This window comes from Kothea flammea, from assembly GCF_052161645.1.
Lineage (GTDB): Bacteria > Planctomycetota > Planctomycetia > Pirellulales > Pirellulaceae > Laterigemmans.
The window spans coordinates 6,218,369-6,239,339 of record NZ_CP197414.1 but is presented as its reverse complement, the minus strand read 5'-3'; the positions used below and the strand labels follow the sequence as shown (position 1 = coordinate 6,239,339).

10 protein-coding genes are annotated in these 20,971 nt (G+C 53.9%); 3 read left to right on the top strand and 7 right to left on the bottom strand.

Annotation, left to right across the window (positions count from 1 at the left end):
* Positions 1-171: 171 nt before the first annotated feature.
* On the top strand, positions 172-2,022 hold the full coding sequence (locus SH139x_RS23215) for an FG-GAP repeat domain-containing protein (RefSeq protein ID WP_488352145.1): 1,851 nt from the start codon (positions 172-174) through the stop codon (positions 2,020-2,022).
* On the opposite strand, the gene SH139x_RS23210 is transcribed toward SH139x_RS23215, so the two are convergent.
* From SH139x_RS23210 to SH139x_RS23200, 3 genes are read right to left on the bottom strand one after another with little or no spacing between them, the layout of a single operon-like run.
* Positions 2,019-3,956 carry a sodium/solute symporter gene (locus SH139x_RS23210; RefSeq protein ID WP_488352144.1) on the bottom strand — a complete coding sequence of 646 codons (1,938 nt, stop codon included), beginning with the start codon at positions 3,954-3,956 and terminating at the stop codon, positions 2,019-2,021. The two genes, SH139x_RS23215 and SH139x_RS23210, sit on opposite strands and share 4 nt — an antisense overlap.
* Positions 3,953-4,255: a DUF485 domain-containing protein gene (locus tag SH139x_RS23205; RefSeq protein WP_488352143.1), complete on the bottom strand. Its 303-nt coding sequence runs from the start codon at positions 4,253-4,255 to the stop codon at positions 3,953-3,955. Before SH139x_RS23205 ends, SH139x_RS23210 begins: the two co-directional genes overlap by 4 nt.
* Positions 4,256-4,266: 11 nt before the next feature.
* Positions 4,267-8,772, bottom strand: a complete 4,506-nt coding sequence (locus SH139x_RS23200) for a PVC-type heme-binding CxxCH protein (protein WP_488352142.1) — start codon at positions 8,770-8,772, stop codon at positions 4,267-4,269.
* A 732-nt stretch (positions 8,773-9,504) separates the two neighbouring features.
* Here SH139x_RS23200 and SH139x_RS23195 point away from each other — a divergent pair.
* Positions 9,505-9,993 (top strand): hypothetical protein, encoded by a 489-nt coding sequence (locus tag SH139x_RS23195; RefSeq protein ID WP_488352141.1) that lies wholly within the window; start codon positions 9,505-9,507, stop codon positions 9,991-9,993.
* A gap of 88 nt (positions 9,994-10,081) precedes the next feature.
* Entirely contained in the window at positions 10,082-10,270 is a 189-nt protein-coding gene (locus SH139x_RS23190; protein ID WP_488352140.1) for a hypothetical protein, read from the top strand.
* A 374-nt stretch (positions 10,271-10,644) separates the two neighbouring features.
* On the opposite strand, the gene SH139x_RS23185 is transcribed toward SH139x_RS23190, so the two are convergent.
* The 4 genes from SH139x_RS23185 to SH139x_RS23170 all read right to left on the bottom strand — a co-directional run bounded on the left by SH139x_RS23185 (position 10,645) and on the right by SH139x_RS23170 (position 20,959).
* Complete coding sequence (locus SH139x_RS23185; protein WP_488352139.1) at positions 10,645-11,163, bottom strand: hypothetical protein; 519 nt, start codon at positions 11,161-11,163, stop codon at positions 10,645-10,647.
* 236 nt (positions 11,164-11,399) lie between these two features.
* Positions 11,400-13,535 carry a serine/threonine-protein kinase gene (locus tag SH139x_RS23180; protein WP_488352138.1) on the bottom strand — a complete coding sequence of 712 codons (2,136 nt, stop codon included), beginning with the start codon at positions 13,533-13,535 and terminating at the stop codon, positions 11,400-11,402.
* A 13-nt stretch (positions 13,536-13,548) separates the two neighbouring features.
* The gene (locus SH139x_RS23175) at positions 13,549-14,079 is read right to left on the bottom strand and encodes an ECF-type sigma factor (protein WP_488352137.1); all 531 of its coding nucleotides are present in this window, start codon (positions 14,077-14,079) and stop codon (positions 13,549-13,551) included.
* A 124-nt stretch (positions 14,080-14,203) separates the two neighbouring features.
* On the bottom strand, positions 14,204-20,959 hold the full coding sequence (locus tag SH139x_RS23170; protein WP_488352136.1) for a protein kinase domain-containing protein: 6,756 nt from the start codon (positions 20,957-20,959) through the stop codon (positions 14,204-14,206).
* Between the last annotated feature and the right edge of the window lie 12 nt (positions 20,960-20,971).

Sequence of the window (20,971 nt, the reverse complement as noted above, 5' to 3'; positions counted from 1 at the left end):
AACCAAGCTCGGCGAGTGTGAAGGCCGGTCGGGAAATCGCCGCCGGGTGCGACGAGATAACACCGCAGCTATACTCAACGAGTAACAAGGCTCAAGTTTGGTTGCCAAGCGACCTTACACTTTCATGTTGCTTCCCGCCCACGTCTCCCTCCTCTCAGGAATCTCTCGCAGATGATTTACACAACTCGCCGCGCCGCGCGTTACGCTTTCGTTGGTGTCGCTTTGTGGTTGCCGGCTCCGGCTGGGAAGCTTGACGCCCAAGACGCAGGCGGGTCCGGCCCGCCAGTTGCCGAAGTCGTCGCATCGACGCCGCTCGATGGCGAGAAAGCGGGCGAGTTTATGATTCACAACTTCGAGGCGTTGGCTTTGAACGATGGGTATTTCTCAGAGGGAGCGCATGCCGGAGATATCGACGGCGACGGCATTGTGGATGTTGTCTCGGGGCCGTACTGGTACGCCGGTCCCGACTTTACCGCCAAGCAGGAAATTTATCCTCCCGTTCCGCAGAATCGTGATCGCTACGCCGATAACTTTTTTTCTTGGGTCTACGACTTTAACGGGGACGGAAACAAGGATGTGTTTGTGGTCGGCTTTCCCGGCACACCCGCTTATGTCTACGCAAATCCTGGCCCCAGGCAACTGGCAAACCACTGGGTAAAGCACGAAGTTTTCGATTGGGTTTCTAACGAATCACCACAATTCACCAACATTTATGATGACGAGCGTCCGGAATTGATCTGCACTCGTGATGGCTTCTTCGGTTTTGCCACGATTGATTGGGATGACCCTTGGCGGACTTGGAGCTTTCATCCTATTTCCGACAAGATCGCCGCGTCACGCTTTGGGCATGGTTTGGGGGTCGGAGATGTCAACGGAGATGGGCTGTTAGATATCATCCACGCCGGGGGCTGGTTTGAGCAGCCAGTCGAAATGGCCACCTCACGCCGCTGGGTATCACACGCTCACGCGTTCAGCACCAGCTACGGCGGTGCGGATATGTTCGCTTATGATGTCGACGGGGATGGTTTGAATGACATCATCACCAGCGATGCCGCCCATGATTTCGGACTCGGCTGGTACCGCCAGACGATCGAGGATGGAAAGTCGCAGTTTGAGTACCAGCAGATCATGGGCTCGCACCCCAGCGAGAACAAGTATGGCATTTTGTTTTCTGAGCTGCACTCAGTCGGGCTCGCCGATATTGACGGGGATGGACTGCGGGACATTGTCACCGGAAAAACCTACTATTCACATCATCAACAAAGTCCCATGTGGGATGCCGGGGCGGTCGTCTATTGGTTTCGTCTGACACGCGGCGAAGAGGGTGTCGACTGGGTGCCCTATCGAGCGGATGGTGAGGCCGGGATTGGTCGCCAGTTAACCACCATCGACATCAATGGTGACGATCAGCTCGATTTTGTCGTCGGTGGCATGAAGGGGGTGCACGTTTTACTGCAGCGACGATCGCCAGTCACCGAAGACCAATGGTTGGCCGCTCAACCGAAACTCTATACGGGCCCGCAGCTACCATCGATCGAGAATGCGGTAGCCACAAGAGGACCGCAGCCCGAGTTCACCGACGGGGCATCGAGCGTCGCCGGCGTGATCGAGGGAGAGAGCTTACAGGTAGCCATATCGAGCGGCAGCGTGGGACCGCAGGCAATGGCCAATTTTCGGGATGGACGTTGGAGCGGTGATAGTCAATTGTTTTGGAACGGCGGACAACCGGGAGATATAATGACGATCGAATTACCCGCTCAATCGCAAGCTTTCAACCTTGAGATCGTGATGACATGCGCCCGCGACTACGCGATTGTGCAATTAGCACTCGACGGTAAATCGCTCGACAACCCGCTCGATCTCTATGAGCCCAAGGTGACCACCACGGGTGTGTTGAAATTCACCAATCTTGCCGCGACCGACAAACCAAGTAAATTGACGATCCAAATCGCTGGCGCCAACCCTCAAGCCAAACCTGCTCACATGGTGGGCATTGATTACTTAAAAATCACACCCAACTAGTTTTGCGACTTGGTGGCCGTCAATTTTGACACTACCACCAACGTCAAAAACGCCAAGGGGATTGTCACGATCCCCGGTTGCGTAAAGGGAGCTGGCGCCAAAGCGGGATCCATCCCGTAAACCTGCTTGAACGTATCACTGCTCAGTAAAATCCAGCCCAGCGAACTGACCATCCCCACAATCACGCTGGAGATGACACCTTGCCGGGTTGTCTGCTTCCAGAACAACAGCATTACCAGGGCTGGCAGGTTCGCACTTGCCGCCACGCTGAAGGCCCAGCCGACCAAATAACTGACATTCATCTTCTCAAAGAGAATCCCCAGCACAATTGCAATCGCGCCCACGACGACGGCGGCAATCTTGGCAACGTGAACGCGCTGCGCGTCTGACAAATTCCAGCCGGCATAGCCGCACAGCAAGTCATGAGCGACCGCGCCGCTGGACGCCAAGATCAACCCGCTGACTGTTCCCAGCACGGTCGTGAAGGCAATTGCCGAGATGATTGCAAATAGAATCTGGCTCATGCTACGAGCCAACAAGGGCGCGGCCATGTTATTGTTGCTCATATCCAACGCACCGCTGGTCATCGCTCCCAAACCTAAGTACAGCGTTAACACGTAGAAGAATCCGATGCTGGCAATACCCACGATCGTACTCTTGCGAGCGGCCGCGCCATCTTTCACGGTGTAATACCGAATCAAAATATGGGGCAACGAAGCGGTGCCGCAAAACAGCGCGAACATCAGCGACAAGAAGTTAATCCGGTCACGCACCAGAGCCCAAGAATCGTTGCTGGCATCGCCACGTATCCCGGCGAATTTCGGATGCTCGCCTGGCCTTAGCACTTGGCTGCCAGAGGTGGGCTTTTGAAAGTAAATGATCGAGTTCCCCTCAGCATGCTCAATCACCTTATCTCGCCACAAAACCACTTGGCTGTCATGCAGCACGCGAAAAAACTCCAGCGGTCCGAGCGGCCCGGTTTCCGTTTGACCGGCGGGTAATTCCGAAACATGCCCGACCGGATGCGGGACTCTTTGGCCTTCTCCATCGCCGAAGGGTACGCCATTGACGAATTTGCCCTCGTCACGAGTCGTGATGACTTGCGCCTCATGCAGAAAAATCCCCTCATCATCGCTGGTCATGCTGAATGCTGTAAAACCGCCCGCCGGATCGGCCAAGCGAATGAAGCCCTGTTCTTCCCAACCGTCGTCCTCGGGCAAAACCGTTTTGCCGGCTAATGATCCTTGGGAAAAATCTTCCCCGCTGAACGGCCCCAGTTTTTGAAATTGATATCCGTCGTTCCCTCCCTCTTCAACGCTGAAACCACGTTGCAAAACCATGACGGTTAGCACCAGGCTGAAGACGACCAGCAACGAACCTTTAAGGAACTGGACCCAAGTCGTTGAGACCATGCCGGCGGTAATCACGATCACAATCACCGTTGCGCCGACAATTAACACCCCCGCCCAATGTGGGAGACCTAGCAGCGGTTGGATTAACACGCCCGCTCCAACCATCTGCGGAATCAAATAGAAGACGCTGACCACCAAAGTGCTGATACCGGCAGCCAACTTGATGCCGCGAGAATCGAATTTTGCGTCCAAGGCGTCAGCAAAAGTAAATTTCCCCAACCGCTTCATCGGCTCGGCGATCACGAATAGGGCAACGATCCAGCCAGCCAGATAACCAATCGAATAAAGAAATCCGTCATAACCATAGGATGCGATCATCCCACAGATACCCAGGAAAGAAGCGGCAGAGAGGTAGTCTCCGGCAAAGGCCACGCCATTGACGGCCCACGGTATCTGTCCATGAGCGGCAAAGAACCCAGCGGACGATTTGGCCCGCCTGCCCAAATAGAAACTTAACCCCACCGTCGCCAGCACAAACGTGAAGAAAATCCCCACGGCTATGTATGAAACTTCATAGATCATTGCGGCGTTCCTTCATCGCTGGTGGTTCTTTCATCGCTGGCCGTGGGCGTGGGCGTTGAGTCCGTGGGCGGATGATCGGGACGCGAGAAAAAACCGTAGATTAAAGCCAGAATCAAGGCAAAGATAATTAAGCCGAAACCATACAGCAGTGCTAGGTTTAAACCAGCGATCGGACGCCATTCCATGACTCCGGGAGCCCAGGCACACAACAGCATAAAGCCCAAGTAGAGGGCTAGATAAATGAAAAATAAGATCAATCCCAATCGTTGGTTGGGATAGCGGTCAACTGATTCGTTCATTACCGTCTCGCCTACTTGGACATTAAATATTTCAGTAATTCAATCCGCTCGCGCTCATTCAGCGAATCAAACAGCCCGGTGGGCATGAATGATTGGTCGGAAACGGCGACCGATTCAATTTCCTCTTTGGCGACCGTCACGGTGTCATTCTGCGTGCGAATCACCAGCGCCGAATCGGAATCGGTCTCCACCAGCCCCGTAATCACGCGTCCGTCGAGCGTGACGATCACGCGTGACTGGAAATCGCGTCCAATGACTGCATTCGGATCAAGGATATTCTCGACGAGGTAGTCGATCCCTTTTGAACCGCTGCCGTCGAGCTTGGGGGCGATGTTCCCGCCATTGCCTGCCAGTGGATGGCAAGCGGCACACAACCGTTGAAAATGTCGCCTTCCTTCGCCAGCATCATAAGCCCAGAGGGGAGCTTGTTGATACGTGGCCGACATTTTTTTGATTTGATGCTCCATATCGGCCGAACTTTGCCCCAGACGCCCCCATTTTTGACTCAACAAGCTGTTCAGCTCCACGTCATTGAGATTTGCCATCTGCCTCACGTAGTAAGCGGTAACCACCTCCTCGGACACGCTCCCCCGCTCAATCGCCTCCATGAGTTGTGTCGCCCATGCTGGTCGGCTGGTTAACACATTCATCGCTGCTGATTGTAGAGACTCTTCTTCCCAACGCGGCAACTGATCAATCAGCAACATCGCAACCTCCGCCGAGTTATACCGAGCGGTCAGTGGGATGACCTGTTCCAACAATATCCCACGATTCAGCAAGCTCAACAGCGCCGGTAAATTCTCCGGCGAGCGGTCCGCTGCCAGCAACTTCAACGCTTGTCGCAATTCTTGCTCCGCAGCACCCTCGGTAATCAAGGTTTCGCGTTTGCGTGCAAAGAGCAATTGATCGCCGAAAGCGGCACCGAGTGTTTCAGCCGCACCGCATAGCCGTGGATCATCGGCATCATAGAAGTCTGCCGCTACGGTATCCCAGCCAACCGGTGGCTTGAGGCCGCGCAGCGAGCGTAGGGAAAAGCTAAACAGTTCCATCAACCGCAACCCTTCCTTTTTCTCGGCTCGCGTCAGTTTGGCGACTACCGCGGCGCGGCCCACGTCAGATAGTTTGGCTGCGTACCACAGAATATAATCATGCAAGACTTCAATCGGTGTCTGTTCGGCCAGCGTCAGGCAGCGTTCGATATTCACAGGCATCAATTCCGCCATGCCATACCACAGTAACAGCACCAAATTGCGATCCTCAGCATTTTCTAATTGCGAACTCAAACGCTCGATAATCAACCAGCTCAGTTCCTCTGGCAAGCGAGTAATAGCGGAAGCCAAATAGCGTTTTACGAGCAGTGAATTTTCTTCTGTGATCAATTGAGTCAGCGGCCCAGCCAGTTCACTTTCGGCCAACGATTCCACGGCCAGCTGCACGCCCCAGCCACGCACGTACTCGCTGGGATCATCGAGGCATTGCTTAAAGAGTTGCTGCGTGAAGGCTTGGCAGGCATGCAGACCCCAGATTGCTCGCAACCGCTCCGTGGGGTTGCCCTGTTTGCTCAGTTGAGTCAAATGCTCGATCGCGGTATCGGCAATTGGTCGCATCGCTGACCGCTCGCTCAGCACGCGGCGGGCGGTGCGAGCATGCCAAGCGTTGCCATGCGATTGGGCGATCGCTAGCGTTTCATCGTCGGCTTGTTGATAATCCACTTTAACCGGAGTGAAGTTCGCATCGTATTGCATGCGATAGATCCGGCCGTTGCCGCGATCCCAATGTTCCACATTTGGATTGTGACAGTGCCTGGGGTCATACCAATCACTAAAATAAACAGCCCCGTCTGGCCCGACCTTCAGGTCGATTCCGATATATTGAGGGTCACCGCAGAAGAGCATATCCTCGCCAGCATGAACCGTATGGTATCCGCCGAGCTCACGGCGGTTTTCTTGTTGGTTCATTTGGTGACCATGCAAGTTATGAGTGAAAAGGCGGTTATAATGTTTCGCGGGCCAGTTATCACCGAGGTAGATCATCGTGCCCACATGGGAATGCCCTCCATAAACTTGCCGCGAGCCGACCCTTCCAGCCCCTCCTTCACCATGACCGTAACGACTGGAAGCCAGTAAGTAGTTGGCGAGATGGGGCATACCAGGCAGCGCCGCGGCGGAGATGAAATCGGCATAGCCACTGTTGACCTGGTTCCAATAGTGCCCGCCTTGCATCACGTGGGTCGTTGAACCGCCACCCCAACGGCTGCGGCAGTGCGTCATAAAAATTTGACCATGCTGGTCGTAGTCCAAGCCCCATTGATTACTGCCGCCGTGCGCAAAGACTTCAAATTGGTGTCGCTCAGGATGATAACGCCAGACGCCGGCCTGCAGCGTGAGTCGCTCGCTGGGATCGCACCCTGGCTTGCCAACATGCGACACATTGAACACCCCTTGGTTGCCGTAGAGCCAGCCGTCGGGCCCCCACATCAGGCTGTTCAACGTCTCATGGGTGTCGGCAAATCCAAAGCCGTCCAACAATTTTTGGGGTGCTGAATCGGGTATGTCGTCACCATTCCGATCTGGGATAAAAAGCAGTTCCGGGGCCGCTCCAACCCAAACACCACCAAACCCGACCTCCAATCCACTGACCAGGTTCAGTCCCTCGCAGAAAACTTGGCGTTTCTCGAAATGGCCATCACCATCTTGGTCGCTGAAGATGAGGATTTTGTCGAGACCCTGTCCTGCCGGGCGTTTTTGTGGATAGGAGTGCCCTTCGACAACCCACAGACGGCCTTTGGCATCGAACGTAAACGCCATCGGTTGATGCAAGTCGGGTTCAGCCGCGATGACGTCGACGGAGAAACCGGCCGGTACGTACATTTGGCTCGTGGTCTCTGTACCCGCTCGGCGTGAATGAGTGGGCTCTGCCTTCTGTGTGAACTCTGCGTTTTCTGTTGAGATGTCATCCCGGCGGGGGTTGACGACCAAATGTTGCAATAGCGGGGTGTGAGTCGAGCGAGCATTCGAGCTCACTGCTTCGGCAAACTGCGGTCGCTCGGCGTGGAAGCGAAAGTCATCAAAATTCAGATGCCCCCAACCCCCTTGGCTTTGATCGATCAGTCGAACGGCGATCGTTTGACCTTGATGGGTCTGTAGATCGACCATCACTCTCTGCATTTGCTCTCGGTTCGCACCCGATGCTTGGAATAGAACTTTAGCCGGTTCACTGTCAGTGGCCGGTGTGATGATCTCGACGCGCGTCGAAGCAGGTTGTCCGCCGCCGATGAGGAAGCTGGCATAAGGCTGCGTGACTGGGAAGGGACGTGAGGTCAAACTGCCCGTGCCGGCATCGCGGACTCGCTCAAAACCGCCGATGAAAAACCTGCCTACCTTGCCGCTGGTTTGTTTAGGCCAACGACTGTTGATGCCGTCCCGTTCGACCGGCTGACCAGCAAACGCATCACCCGTGGCGGTCCAATCTGCCAAGGTGCCTGTCTCAAAGCCAAGGTTCAACTCTTTACCGGAATCGTCCGTCGGAAGCACGCCGACTGAGGTGGGGGACTCGGTGGATGTCTCGGTGGGAAGTTTAAAGCTTTTTAGCGGGTTGGGCTGCCCCGTTAAATCCGTCAGGCGAATATCACGAAATTCAATTTTAGTGGGTGGCCCGCTGTGCAGTTGAAAAGCCAACTCGCCGCTCAGATCTTGGGCATCTTCTTGTTGATCACGCAGTTCGCAAAACAACGTGCCGTTAATTGTCACGGCAACTTGATCACCACTCGCGACGATCCTGTATTCATTCCACTCGCCGGGGCGAAACAGGACCGCATATTCTTCCGCCGGGGCAAATTGCTTCACCCCGCGTTTACCGTCAGCGGCGATGAATACTCGACTGCCTCGTTCGACCAACAAGGCCCGTCCATGCTCATCATAAATACGGCCAAGCCAAGTGGCTCCCATATCGAGGTCTGCTTGATAGCCAGAGACGTGTTCGATATCACGAACCTGACTACGAAACTGTATCCCCGAGTTGGCACCCGGTTGGCCGGACAAGCGAAATTGCAAGTGCAAATCGAAATCGGTCAGCTTTCCCGCTCGCCAAACCAACCAAGTATTTTTATTGAGTCTCTGGCCCGCTGGGATCTCACCGACGATGGCACCATCTTCCACGCGCCAATAAGCGGAGTCTCCCTCCCAGCCATCGAGGGTCTTGCCATCAAAAATTGAGCCTCCTGGTCGGGTATCCTGTGCGGTGAGCGAGCTCGCGGGAATCAGGCCGCAAATAACTAGAGCGATCGCAAGGCTCCGTCGATTTGGCAACATCGTGTTTGACTCGGCGAATTGACGGGGAGGAGTGGTGGAGGCGAGGTGACCTATCGACGACTTTGCCGCCGACGTTTTGTCGATCGCTAATCTTAATCGCATTGATGCGTCCACGATACCAACCAGCGACAATTGGTACCTTTTACCTTGGCATCCTTCCTCCGCATGCCAGCATGCCAGCATGCCAGGCCGAATAGAGCGTTTCATCCCAGGTGTGCAAGTGATTACCAATGCGTTTTCTTCGTTAAAGCCCGCTGTGCACTAAGAACCTATCCGAGGCCGCTGAGCCGATGGCGCTAGCTGCGGCCACTTTGAGGTTCTCGGATAAGTCGTAATCGTTGTGAGAAGCAATTAGGGCCCTTGGCTGCTCGCTACGAATCTGAGAGTGGCCCGATAAAATATCCCAGGGGACACCATTCAGGTTGACAATTCGCTATCAGTAAGGTGGAGAATTACATTGCAAATTTTTTGGGGGAAGTCCTGTGAAAATCGCAACCAATGGTTTCGTGATCGCTCCGAATTCGAATAGAGGCTCGCGGCGGTCGTAATATTGGAGACGCAATGTGCTCTTTTTTCTTGTGAGTGCATGTTTTTCTCTGTCGTGCATCAACGCAGGTGTTCCCGGGCTGGCAGGTGGCTTTGAGGGGGACCAGGAGTCAAAGGTTACCCATCTGACATCCACCAACACTTCGGCGGAACTATTAAAGAAAGCTTTTGCTGCCGAAATCGATGGGGACTTTGACGCCAGGCGGGAGTCGCTTGTGAAAGCTCTGGCGGCAAAGGGCTCTGGCAGTGTTTTGCACCGAGAATGGACTGAGGGACCAAGCCAGAGTGCACTTCGCTCAAATCTTAAATCAAGAGCCAGATCACATACTTGCAAGGAGGGTTCTCGGCTACGTACGAGTTGGGCCTGCTTGGATGAGTCGGGGACAATTGATAATGGCAAAAGAGCGTCAGAACATGTTTCGTGCTTCCGTCCGGAGTTTTGGTCCAAGGCTGATGATGATTGCTTCAGGACTGAAGTCATCTTCTCCGCGAGGGACAAAGGCGGCGCTCGACAGTCTCAGTGAGATCGATAGTGATTTAGCAATTCCCGCTATGGAGGTGGTGTTTGGCGATGAGCCGGAAGAATTCAGTGGGCCGATCGTAGCATGGCTCGCCGGGCGAGAAGGTCATGAAGCCAGCCTCGCGTTGGCTCGCTTCGGCATCTTTCACCCAATGAAAGGCATCAGAAAAGCTTCTGCGGAAGCGTTGCGAGACCGGCCGGTCGTTGAGTACGGTGCGGCTGTCATGGATATAGTGTTAACGCCATTTAGTCCCGCTGGTGTTATTCCGATTCAAGCCGGCGTAGATGGACCTATTTTAGGTTTTCAGAAATCGTATCGCAGGGAAGGGGCCGAGAGAGATCGTCGTAGTTACGATAAATAATGAGTCAGTTGTTTGCACGCCGGAACATCTGTTCTGGGTATCAGGTCGCGGGTGGACAAAGGCTAGAGAGCTTTCCAGGGGAGATGTGTTGCACGGTGCCATTGAACCTGCAGAAGTTCTTCAAGTCTCCGTGCCGGGAGAGGAGCAGACATACAACCTAGTAGTTGAGGAGCACTCCAATTACTTCGTTGGCGAGAGTTTGATTCTGTCCCATGATGTGACCGCACATGAACATCAAGAGAATCTCATTCCAGGCTTGCGAAGGGAAGCGGATTGACGAGCAATATATCGCTCAGCGACTGGCGAGCGAAGAATTTGCCGAAATCACGCGTTGGGAGGAAGCTTGCATGGTGCAATGGAAAACGGCCCAAAGGAACTCAAAAGCTCGTGATGTCGAGTGCCCTCTCTCTGTTTTTTCGTCTGCTGGATTGATCCCAAGTGCAAGTCGCGCTGGCCGATGGGAAGGAGCGGAAAGATGTCACTGAGTTTCACTCCAGCAACGCGCCTTAGCAACTGGGAATTTGAAAAGACCCCAAACGCATTTCAACCAATGTATACCCAAACGAAGGATACGATTTGTGGATCCCTATGCCTGCTTATTCCGATTCAGTGCCGGAAGATAAGAGATCGCAAATTGTGAACAACTGAGCGTTAGTACTGATACCACAGAAAATAAAGGTATGCCTGATTCAATAAACAAAAAAACAAATAATCGGTCAAAGAGAAACTGGAAAAAAAAACAGCATAGTGAAGGCCACCTTGCTTTGCGTTACTCGCAAGAATGGTAACTGACGCAACCTGAATGGCAAGCAAGGAAAACAGGGAGCTTAGTAAAAAGTGCGGATCATTGGTCAAGCCGGAATGCAAGCCATTGGGGAAAAGAATTCCCGGTGTGCCCGACATAACGTTTGTGATCGTGAGTGATGCTGGAGTCACCCCAAGAGGAACTGCAACTATTAATACTGGAAGTGCTTTCGCAGAATAATTATGGTTTGAGAACATGCCGCTTATCAAGAGAGGCGTCATCGTAAAGCAAAGAAAGCCAACAAGTACGTCTGCTATCGAAATCTGTTTTGAAGAAATTGAACTTGCGCATAATGCGAAATTTGCAATTCCGAAACATTGACACATATTTGTTATTGTCAGAGCATTCCTGGCTTTAATTGGCATTTTACGGAACGCAGATTAAACGGACGGTACGGAGGTTTGTTACGAGACGGGCCGCTCGGACCGATCACCCAGAAAGGACTAGTGTAGCTTGCGCGGCACATGCAATTCCGAGTGTGTCAGATCAATTCTGATTTGCTACACTTTTACTCAGCGGGATCCCTGTTGGCGGAATCCTTATCTTAATCGCATTTTTTCCGAGCAGTTTTTCCCCTGATAGGCCACGCTCTGGAAATTGATCAACGACGGTGCTGGAGGTTAGTGTTGATCGCCTGTTCGTTGTTTGCCAGGTTGCGAGAATGCTTCCTGTTAGCCACGATTGCTTGAAGGATGTGCAGATCAGGTCGATGTTCCAACAGCCATTGCAAATGCGTTTCCGAGGATTGCAATGCACTGAGGCCAATCTGAAACTGCTCGTATTCAACTGCCTTGGATGCAAGTTCAGAGCTAGCCTGCAATAGGTCGAGCCGAAAATCCGCAACTTCGGGGGCCTTTTGCAGGACTTCCTCGGCGTGTTCCGTGGCTAGTGTTAATTGTGCAAGCACTTGTGCGGAATCACCTTCGCGGGCGGCCAGTTTTGCTAGTTCAAAGCGGGCGCTCATGCGGTGCCTCCAATGCCCAGGATGCGAGTCGGGGTGATCACGAAGCTGTTCCGCCACCCGCAGCGTTTCCTCAAGCAGCTGCTTCAACTCCCGCGAGTCAAGTTGATCGACCATTAACTTCGCTGTGGCGTGCAATTGTGCGGCGTAACAATCGGCGTAATTGAGCTCCGCCGGATTTTCTGAAAACAGGTTCTCTATACGGTTTGAAGCTTTGGCGAGCGATCTGGCCCCCTGCGCGGTGCGGCCGATTCCGAATTCGATGTAACTCTGCTTATGAAAGGCTTGGAATAGATCAAACTTTAGCATCTCAACTTCGTAACCCGCGGTGAGTAGCTTTTCATATCCATCAACGGCTTTGTTGATCTCCTCGATGGCACGCCCGTCTTCGCCGATTATGTCTAGGTACTCGCCAAGGATATAACTTGACTGAGCATGCTTATAACTTAACGCTAAATCCTCGGGATATAGGTTCGCGAATCGCCCGAATTGATCGCGAGTCGACTCCAGTAAGGCGACCCGGGCTTCCGCCGTTAATTGTTCGCCGGGGCGCAGGGAGTGGACCTTTTTCTGAAAACTTTCCACCGTCGCCATCGCCGCCCGCAAACCATCTCGCAATTGAACGCGTTTGTCAGCCTCGACGCGCCACCAAGCGGTGAATAGCAAGGCGCACACCAGCACCGCCACCATCGCCACGGCGGAGGTTGATGCCAAGACGGGATCACGCCGCATCCAAAGGGCCAGCCGATTCAACTGGCTTTGCCGCCGCGCCCTGATTGGCCGCAACGCCAACACGTTTTCTAAGTCCTCTCGAAGTTGACAAACGTGCGCGTAGCGATTCGCCGGATTCTCATTGAGCGAGTGGTTGACAACATGCAACAGCGACGCAGGACATGGTCGCCGCAGCATGGTTTGATCGAGTTGGGGAATGGGATCACCCGCGACAGTCAACGCGATCACCGATAGGGCCGATCGCGCGGCGCGTGGCGGCCGCCCCGATAATAATTTGTAGAGCGTTGCTCCCAAGCCAAATACGTCCGCCCCCATGCTGACACGCGTCGCGTCACCTGCCACACGTGGCGTTAACTGCTCAGGAGCCATGTACGCGGGAGTACCTCGCAGTTGAAAGGAGACTGTTGCAAATTCCTCCTCGGACTCTTCAAAAAAACGGACCAGCCCAAAGTCGGTGATCACCACCTCACCAGTTTGATTCACCAAGATGTTCGACGGTTTCAGATCGCAGTGCAACACGCCGCGGGAATGGGCGTGTTCGATCGCGTGACAAGCTTGGATCATCAGTTCCACGATTCGTTGACAGTCGCGAACGGATTCATCGCAATACTTATCAATCGAAACTCCTTCGATAAACTCCATTGCCAGATAAGCGAGGTGTGGGCTCAACGCCCCGCTGTCTAATAGGGAGACAATGCCGGGATGCGATACAGACCGCAACGCACTCAGTTCGTTTTGAAACCGTTTGAGGTCTGCTGCCGAGCCGCTGGTCTGCAATAGTTTGACCGCCACCTTACGGTGTCGCGTGGGGGTGGAGTCAGTTGTCTCACCCAAGTAAACGCGACCGAATCCACCACTGCCCAATTCGCGGATCAAACGATATTTGCCCACCTCGGTAAGCTGATCTAATCCGGTGACTTCTCCGTCAGCGGCTGACGAATCGTCTAGATAGTCGGCCGCATTGCCTGCCAGAAATCCGGCGGGAATAACAACCGATTCATCCCCGATGTCTGCGGGGTTATTCAACGAATCATCGCGGTCCATCGATATTATTCACTTAAGCCGACGTCAAGAAACGCAAAATAAATTTCCTGGCCAGTCGCCAATCAGCTTCCACGGTGGATTCGCTCACCTCCAGCAACTTGGCAATCTCTTGGATCGTCAGGCCGGCGTAGAATTTTAAATCGACAACCGTAGCCGCACGTGGCTCTTTGGATGATAAACTTTCCACCGCTTCGTGGAGATCGGAAAAATCAGCCTGTCGCTTCGGGTCGGCAAGGTCACCGAGTAGATTCACGCGGTGCAGCCCGACCCCACGCTTTGCCGTGTTGCGGCTGCGAACGGCCGTGGCAAAAACTTCACGCAGAGCTCGCGCCGCGGCTGTATAGCGATAAGCTCGCGTGGCGTTCCTCTCAAAAGTCCGGCCCCGCAACAATTTAATAAATGTCTCGTTCAGTAGCACAGTTGTTTGCAGCGTGGCGTCGTTTGGCAGTCTCTGAAGTTTCTCGGAGGCCTTGATGCGCAGCCACCCAACTAGAGCAGACAACTCGTCTTCCGATAAATCCGCGGTGGGTGAACTAACGGTCATGTCATCTCTCACATGATTTCTAGTACCGGCTCGCGAGCAATCCCCGGAGCGTCGCGATTCTTCAAAGTTTACCCATTGAGCCGCAGCAGAGCAAATTCCGCCGACACAAACAGCCACCTCCTGCTTATTTCCAAATGTTTGCTTCCGGAAACGCTTCTTCAAGTAATTTAATCCCAGCAGGGGAAACTTGCGTATTTCGTAAGGTCAAATACCTCAGCGACTTGAGCTTCCGCAATGAATCAATGCCACCGTCACCGACCGTGGTATTGGAAAGATCCAAGTTCCAACAAGGCTTGCCTTCCAAATATTTAAGACTCGCGTCCGTAACCCTAGTACCAGCAAGCGAAAGTGTGAAATTTCCTGAATCATTGAAAACGTTTTGCAAATATCGCATGCCTTCGTCACTGACCTCCGTTCCTGACAAATCGAGGGAACTGACTTTCATGTCTCTGAAACGGCTTAAACCAGCATCAGTGATCATCGTGTTTTTTAGGCTTAGCGTGCCGGAAAGGGGCAACTTGGCCACGACATCCATCGTGCGGTCGGTAACTGGCAAGTCGTCGAGGGAAACCGTCCGTAGGTTTTTCAGCTTTGGCAACACTTGCATGAGTCCGTCTTCCGTAACGTTGGTCCCATTGACGTCAAGTGAGGTTAAACTGGTCATGTTTTGTAGTCGCTTAAGGCCTACGTCGCTAATCTGAGCCTTGGGGATCTTTAAGTATTGCAGCGGTAAACGAGCAATTGCTTCCATCCCGACATCGGTCAATTGAGGATTTCGCAGATCAACCTCCCGAAGATTTGGCAGGCTGCTGAGTAAACTAATCAGCACAGGCTCAGGTACTTTTGCCCCCAAATGCAACCTTGAGATCGAACGATTCCCTACTAGGCACTTAAGACCATCACTCGTTAACGTATTGGAAAAAGACGCCAGTTGCTCAAGTTCATTGAGCATGCCTTGTTGATTTAGTGTCTGAAGCGTCTCATCATCGAAACGTCCTTTCTGGCTAGAACCGTCCCAGAGAGAAAGTACCACAAAGGGCTGCTCAGGCAATTCTGTACTGGACGATGACCGTACCTGTTTGCCATCCGCCGTGCGGACAGTAAGCTCGACCCCTCTTTTTCGAAGTTGCTCGGCGATCTCCCGGTCGAGGTAATTCGCAAGCGTCTCAACCCTTTGTGTTTGGTCACCCAAGTTGCCCCAGAACTCCATTGGGCGCGGTTCGGTGACCTTGCTCGTAAACTGATGCTTCTCAAGCGAGCGCACCGAAACCTGCAAGCGACTTTTGCCTCTGGGTTTGAACTGCTCGAAACGAACGATGTGTTCGCCTGGGGGTAATTGCATCATCACAGCGTTTTGCCGAACTCCCCCCAGCGACCAATCGTCAATCACGACCTGGTTGTTGACTCGCACGCGGACCGCATCATCGCCAAGCGTTTCCATGCGAAAGCTCCCGCCATCGGTGCTGAATTGGCGTTGACCCACGATCGCATAGCGATTCTCGGGGGTATTTCTCAAGGCGGTTCGTTTCTCTGGCCAATTCCAATCGATCGTCTCCAGTTCGGAAACGTTGAAGGGACGAATCGTCTTGATTGGAATTTCTTTTGGCAGTGGTTGGTCGGGATCTTCCGGTAGCGCAAAACCGGCTACTTTCCAGGGCGCCGCCCAAACCAATTGACTGTTGGATTGCGAAACGTCGGCTTCGGGGCCCGAGCGACGGGGAATTTGAATCACACATTCAAAATCGGTGCTGCCGTTGGCTGGCCTGGAGAAACGCAACGTGATCGTTTGATCTTCGACCTTGGAAATCAGATTTCCGCCGTCGCCAATTCGTAAAGTATGAATTCGTGCTAGATTGAAATTCGCGGCATCCGAAATAAACTTAGTCGTATCACGATTCGGCAGAACAGCTTGGGATTTTGGTTTCCAAACATAACCGTTCACGCGAATTGTGGGGTCGGTGTAGCGAAGCTCATTTAATTTCAATCCCTCTTTGGACAATTGAATTTCACAATAGTCCAATTCGGTTCCGGTGATCCGCAGCTCGTCGAATTCAACCGCATAACTGGGGCTTTCGAGCTCTCGCTTCAGCTGGGGCTGGATCCAGGCACCCACACCTCGCACGCGTCCCCGATCGATATATTCAGAGATTAATTCCAGCCGTTTGACTCCGCGAACGTCCAGTCGAATCCCGTGCAGCTTTTGATCGCGAATGATCGGAGATCGATACAACGTTCGCCCATCGCCGCGAATGACGAACACCGCGGCTCCCGCTGCCACCTCGCTGTCGAGTGCGAAGATGGTATGAAAGCTGGCCCAACCAGCGGGAAGATCATATTGATACATGGAACCGGCTGGGGCGGGCAGATAATCACTAGCCTCGAAAGTCGTACCCGCGTTGAACGGACGATCATTGTTCAGCAACTGCGGCGAACTCACCCGAGTTGGTTCCGCGCGGCTGAGCACGATCGAGGTCGTTGATTCCGAGGTGTCAGCTAAGACAAGTCGATCCGATTTCACCTTGTCTGCATCGGGAGTTTCGACTGGTTGATCTAGAGGGATCCCGATGACAACCCCCGACCAAGGGTCAAACTTCCCATCGGGCTCTCCAGCAGGTTGTATGTCTTCAGGGTTGGGGCGATCGCTTCGCGACGCGACCGCATCGGAAACGCTCTCGGCTAAGAGAGCTTGTTCGGGTGTGCTTGTTGCCTGAACGATTTCAGGCTGGCCGCTGCGAATCGGAGCTCGGCGGAGGGCAACTCGGATCGCATCTTCAACACGCCGCTCTTGGGGGCGGAGCAGGAAAACGTTTTCTTCGGTGCGAAAATTATTCGCCGGTTGCGCGGCTCCCGAGACCAACAGTTTGCCGTATCTGGAGTTATACAAGACTTTACCGCAGCGGATCGCCGAGCCTGGTGAGTTATCAGGCCTCAGTTCCGCCAGTTCAAAGAAATACTCAGGATGCAGTGAACTGACGCCTTGGTCGGTGGTCACGTAAACTCGCTTGCCGTCGGCCGCGTAACTGAGTGATTTTGGCATTGCCGATCCCTCCGGATACCAGCGAGATACTTCGGTCAAATCTGCAGCTCGAGTCGAGACGACGTGCGGGGTAAGCGGTAATTGCTGGTCTAGCGAAGGACCGCTGGTAACTGAGGGAACCTCCAGGTAACCCACACGAACGCTGTAAGTTCTCTGGACTTCTTCGGTGTAAGGTACGCAAACCATATAGCTTTGAGTTTCTGTGGCTGGGACCAGGCGGGTTCTGGTAAGCACAGTCTCTTTATTGGATAACTCGCCCTCATATTCAATTGCAAGGTTGACAATTTCCGCCACTGTGAATTTTTTTTGGATTGTTACCTCGCGTGTGCGCATTTCCTGACGCACCTTTGTTACCAAAAGCGTTTCTATCCTCGTCTCAAGGAGCCATTTCATCCGACCATTTACCGCTCCGTTTTGAACCACAAACACTACACGTTCACCATCCGGGGAGAATTGCAATTCACTGGGCACGCCCCCGGGTTGGCAATTGTAGTCGGCGATCAGCGATGCTCGATCAACATCCCACAGGGCCACGCGGCCGTCCTCGCCGCTGGTCACCAGTCGCGATCCGTCTGGTGAAAAGTCTAAAGCTGTGACGCCGTACTGATGCGCCTTGAACTGTCCGAGCGGCTGGCCATTTCGCGTGTCAACGAACAACAGGTTGGCCTCAATTTGTGGCTGCGGCGCATTCTGCTGCGTGTTCTGGAAAGCGACCAAGCGGGTTTGCGTCGCGTTTTGAGTTTCCCCCACTGTGACTGACTCCACGGGAATAGGTTCTGGTGCGGGAGCCTGTTCTGCCCGCCCCGGCTTAGTTGGGGGTGAATCAGACAATCCGATCGCCAGCGTTTCCCCGTCGGGAGCAAATTGCAACGTGCTGATGGCGGCTGGCAACGCCGGCCAAGCATTCATTACCTTGCCCGTTAACGCATCGACAAATTGCACCACCCCGTAACTTCCCCCGATCGCCACCACCGGCTGTGTGGGATGAAAAGCAACCGCATGCAGCATCTGCACATCGTCTCCCGGCAAGCTCCACACCCAACGATCCGACTCAAGATTCCAGAGGTCGACTTGACCATCGAGGTGAGCGATCGCCGCCAGGCGCCCGTCAGGGGATTGCGCCATCGCCGAAACCGTGGTTTCACTTTGCAAAATTGCCGGCGGTTGCAATGCGTTCAAGTCCCAGACTTTAAGTTGTTGACCATCAGCCGCAATCAGATACCGTCCATTGGACGAGAACTCCGGAGAAATGAATTTGTCTCCGTAGACAAACCTCTGACTTAAAGGCAGCTTTCCGCTCGGCCCCGACAATTTGAGCTGGCGACCGTCATTGCTGGCGAACAAGGCATCACCACTGGGGGTGGTGGATGTGGCAACACGCGTCTTCCCAGCATTCCACGAACTTTGGGAGTTAACTGGATTGGGATCGGCAATCAGCGTTGTTTGCCAACCACCGTGAGGCATCGCGTGTCGCCGCTGGTAATTCCCTTGGTCGTCGATCCAGATATATCCAGCTTGGTCCGGCGTCATCGTGAGGATACGGGTCACGCCTTCCACCGGCAACTGAACTAACTCCGGTTGTCGACTTTCCGGCGGCGTTTCATTATCGAGTAATGTTTCCAGCGATAGTCGAAACAGCATGTTTTCCGCAGCGATTAGGAAGAAGCTGCTATCCGAGGCAGCAACCGCTGAAACATTGCCGCTGCGACTCATGCCGGCGTCGGGCATGACTGCTGCGGCAGGGGGGCCAACGGCTTGCGAGAAATTCATTTTGTTTTGCCGAAACAAATAGTCCGGCATACTGACGACCTTTTCACGCTGCCGCAAATCCCATAACTCGGCTGCATAGGAGGGTTGCGACTCATTATTTTCCCCCGGCAATGAGGGCAGAGTTTTTTCCAGCAACAGCCAGCGATCGTCGTTGGTTAAGGCGAGGATGCGAGTCGGACTATCAATTTGCAACGGCGGATTGTCTTGCGATTGTTGGTAGTCCCAGAAACGGATTGTGTCGCCATCAGCCAGCACGAACAGTGGTTGGTTTCGCAGTGGGAAAAGTTTGTAATCGGCCGGCTTTGTCGACTGGAAGTCCAGCGTCGTGGCTGCCACTTCTTGACCGTTGGCCAAATCGCGGATGCTGACACTCGATCCTGTATGAATACCAATCAAGGCCGGGTCGGGAAAAGTTATGAGATTGTCAATAGTTTCTCGCTGACCCTGGGTAAGTGGCCACGCGACATAGGGCTGTCCGCTGGCGCTCTCGAGAAAACGGTGTTCCCAATCGCGATAGGGATCCTGCGTTTCACCCAGCAAGCGACTGCTGTGTTCCAGCTCTAGCTGCGAGAGGCTGCGGGATGCTTTGTGGAGCTTGCGGGAATAAGCGACCCAGCCAGCCAGTTCTCTGGGGTTTTGCGGTATCGCAATGGTGCGATTGATGTTTGCCGTTGGCGCGGCTTGGGGTTGACCGCTGAGGAAACCGACCAGTTGCCGTGCGGAGCGACCATTCTCCTCAGCCTGCTGAGCTTTTTCCGACCGCAGTTCTCGCACGGCAATGATGTTGCGCACGGCGCTGGTCGTCGTATAGGCGAATACCGCCAGGATCATTGCCGCCGCCGCGGCAATCCACGCGGCAACCTGCGGCCGGCGTTTGGAGAAGTGCCGAACACGCTCGACCACCCCGATCCGACGTCCTTTTATCAGATCTCCAGCCAAGTATCGCTCGAGATCTCGTGCGAAATCTTCGCAACTGTTGTAACGTCTCCACGCCTCATGAGACATCGCCTTCGCACACACCGCGTCCAGATCAAAGTCAATCTTATTATTAACCTGGCGGGCGCGCGGTGAATGTTTGGCCTCCAACCCTTGTAGAATTTCCAGCGTGTTGCCTTGATGAGGCCGTTGCCCAGTCAGCATTTCAAATAGAGTTGCTCCTAAAGCATATTGATCAGCCGCGGGGCCAACGGAGACACCCGTGATCCCCGCTTGCTCGGGAGCCATGTAGGCCAATGTGCCGGAATGGGAGTAGGCATGCTCGCGAAATTGCTCTTCATCGCTGCGATCGAAGGCAAGTCCAAAATCAGTGATTTGCGGCCGGTCTTCGCGATCGATCAGCACATTTTGGGGCTTGATATCGCGATGTACTAAGTTTTGCTGATGGGCGTAGTCGAGACCACGAGCCAAATCGCGAACGATAACGGCGGCATCGCGTTGTGGGATAGGGTTGGCTTTGATGCGGTCGGCTAACGTCTCGCCGGTGACCAATTCGGAAACAATGAAAACCTGCTGATTGTGGGTGCCAGCTTCGAACACCGCGACAATATTAGGATGCCGCAGGCGGGCGGCCGTCCTGGCTTCGGCCAACAACCGTGCCTCACCGCCGTCCTCGGCGTCAACTCGCTCACGGCTACACAGCTTGATTGCCACTTCTCGATGCAAGACTTCGTCATGGGCGGCATAGACCACACCGAAGGCTCCCCGTCCGAGCACACGTTTGATCTGGTACCGGCCAATCATCTCTTCTGGAGTGTTTGCCAGTTCGTTTTCGGAAGAGTCCTCGGCGACGGAAAAGGCTTGGTTAAACTGCCCCTCCGCAACCTCATCACTTTGAGCCTTGGACGTTGACACCGCGAGTTCATCGGGTTGGGGCTTGGCCTCCTCGGGTGTCGGCTCGCTGCGAGTAACGAGCACCTCTTCTTCCGCGGTGCCGTCCAGATCGCCCAAGGGAGCAATGTTGGCGATTTTAAAAACTGCTTGGCAGTGAGGACAGCGCACGCGTTTACCCAAAGCCTTCATGTCCAACTGGAGTGCGCGGTCGCAATGAGTGCAGTGGGTCTTGAGTTTGCTCATGGTTGGTTTCCT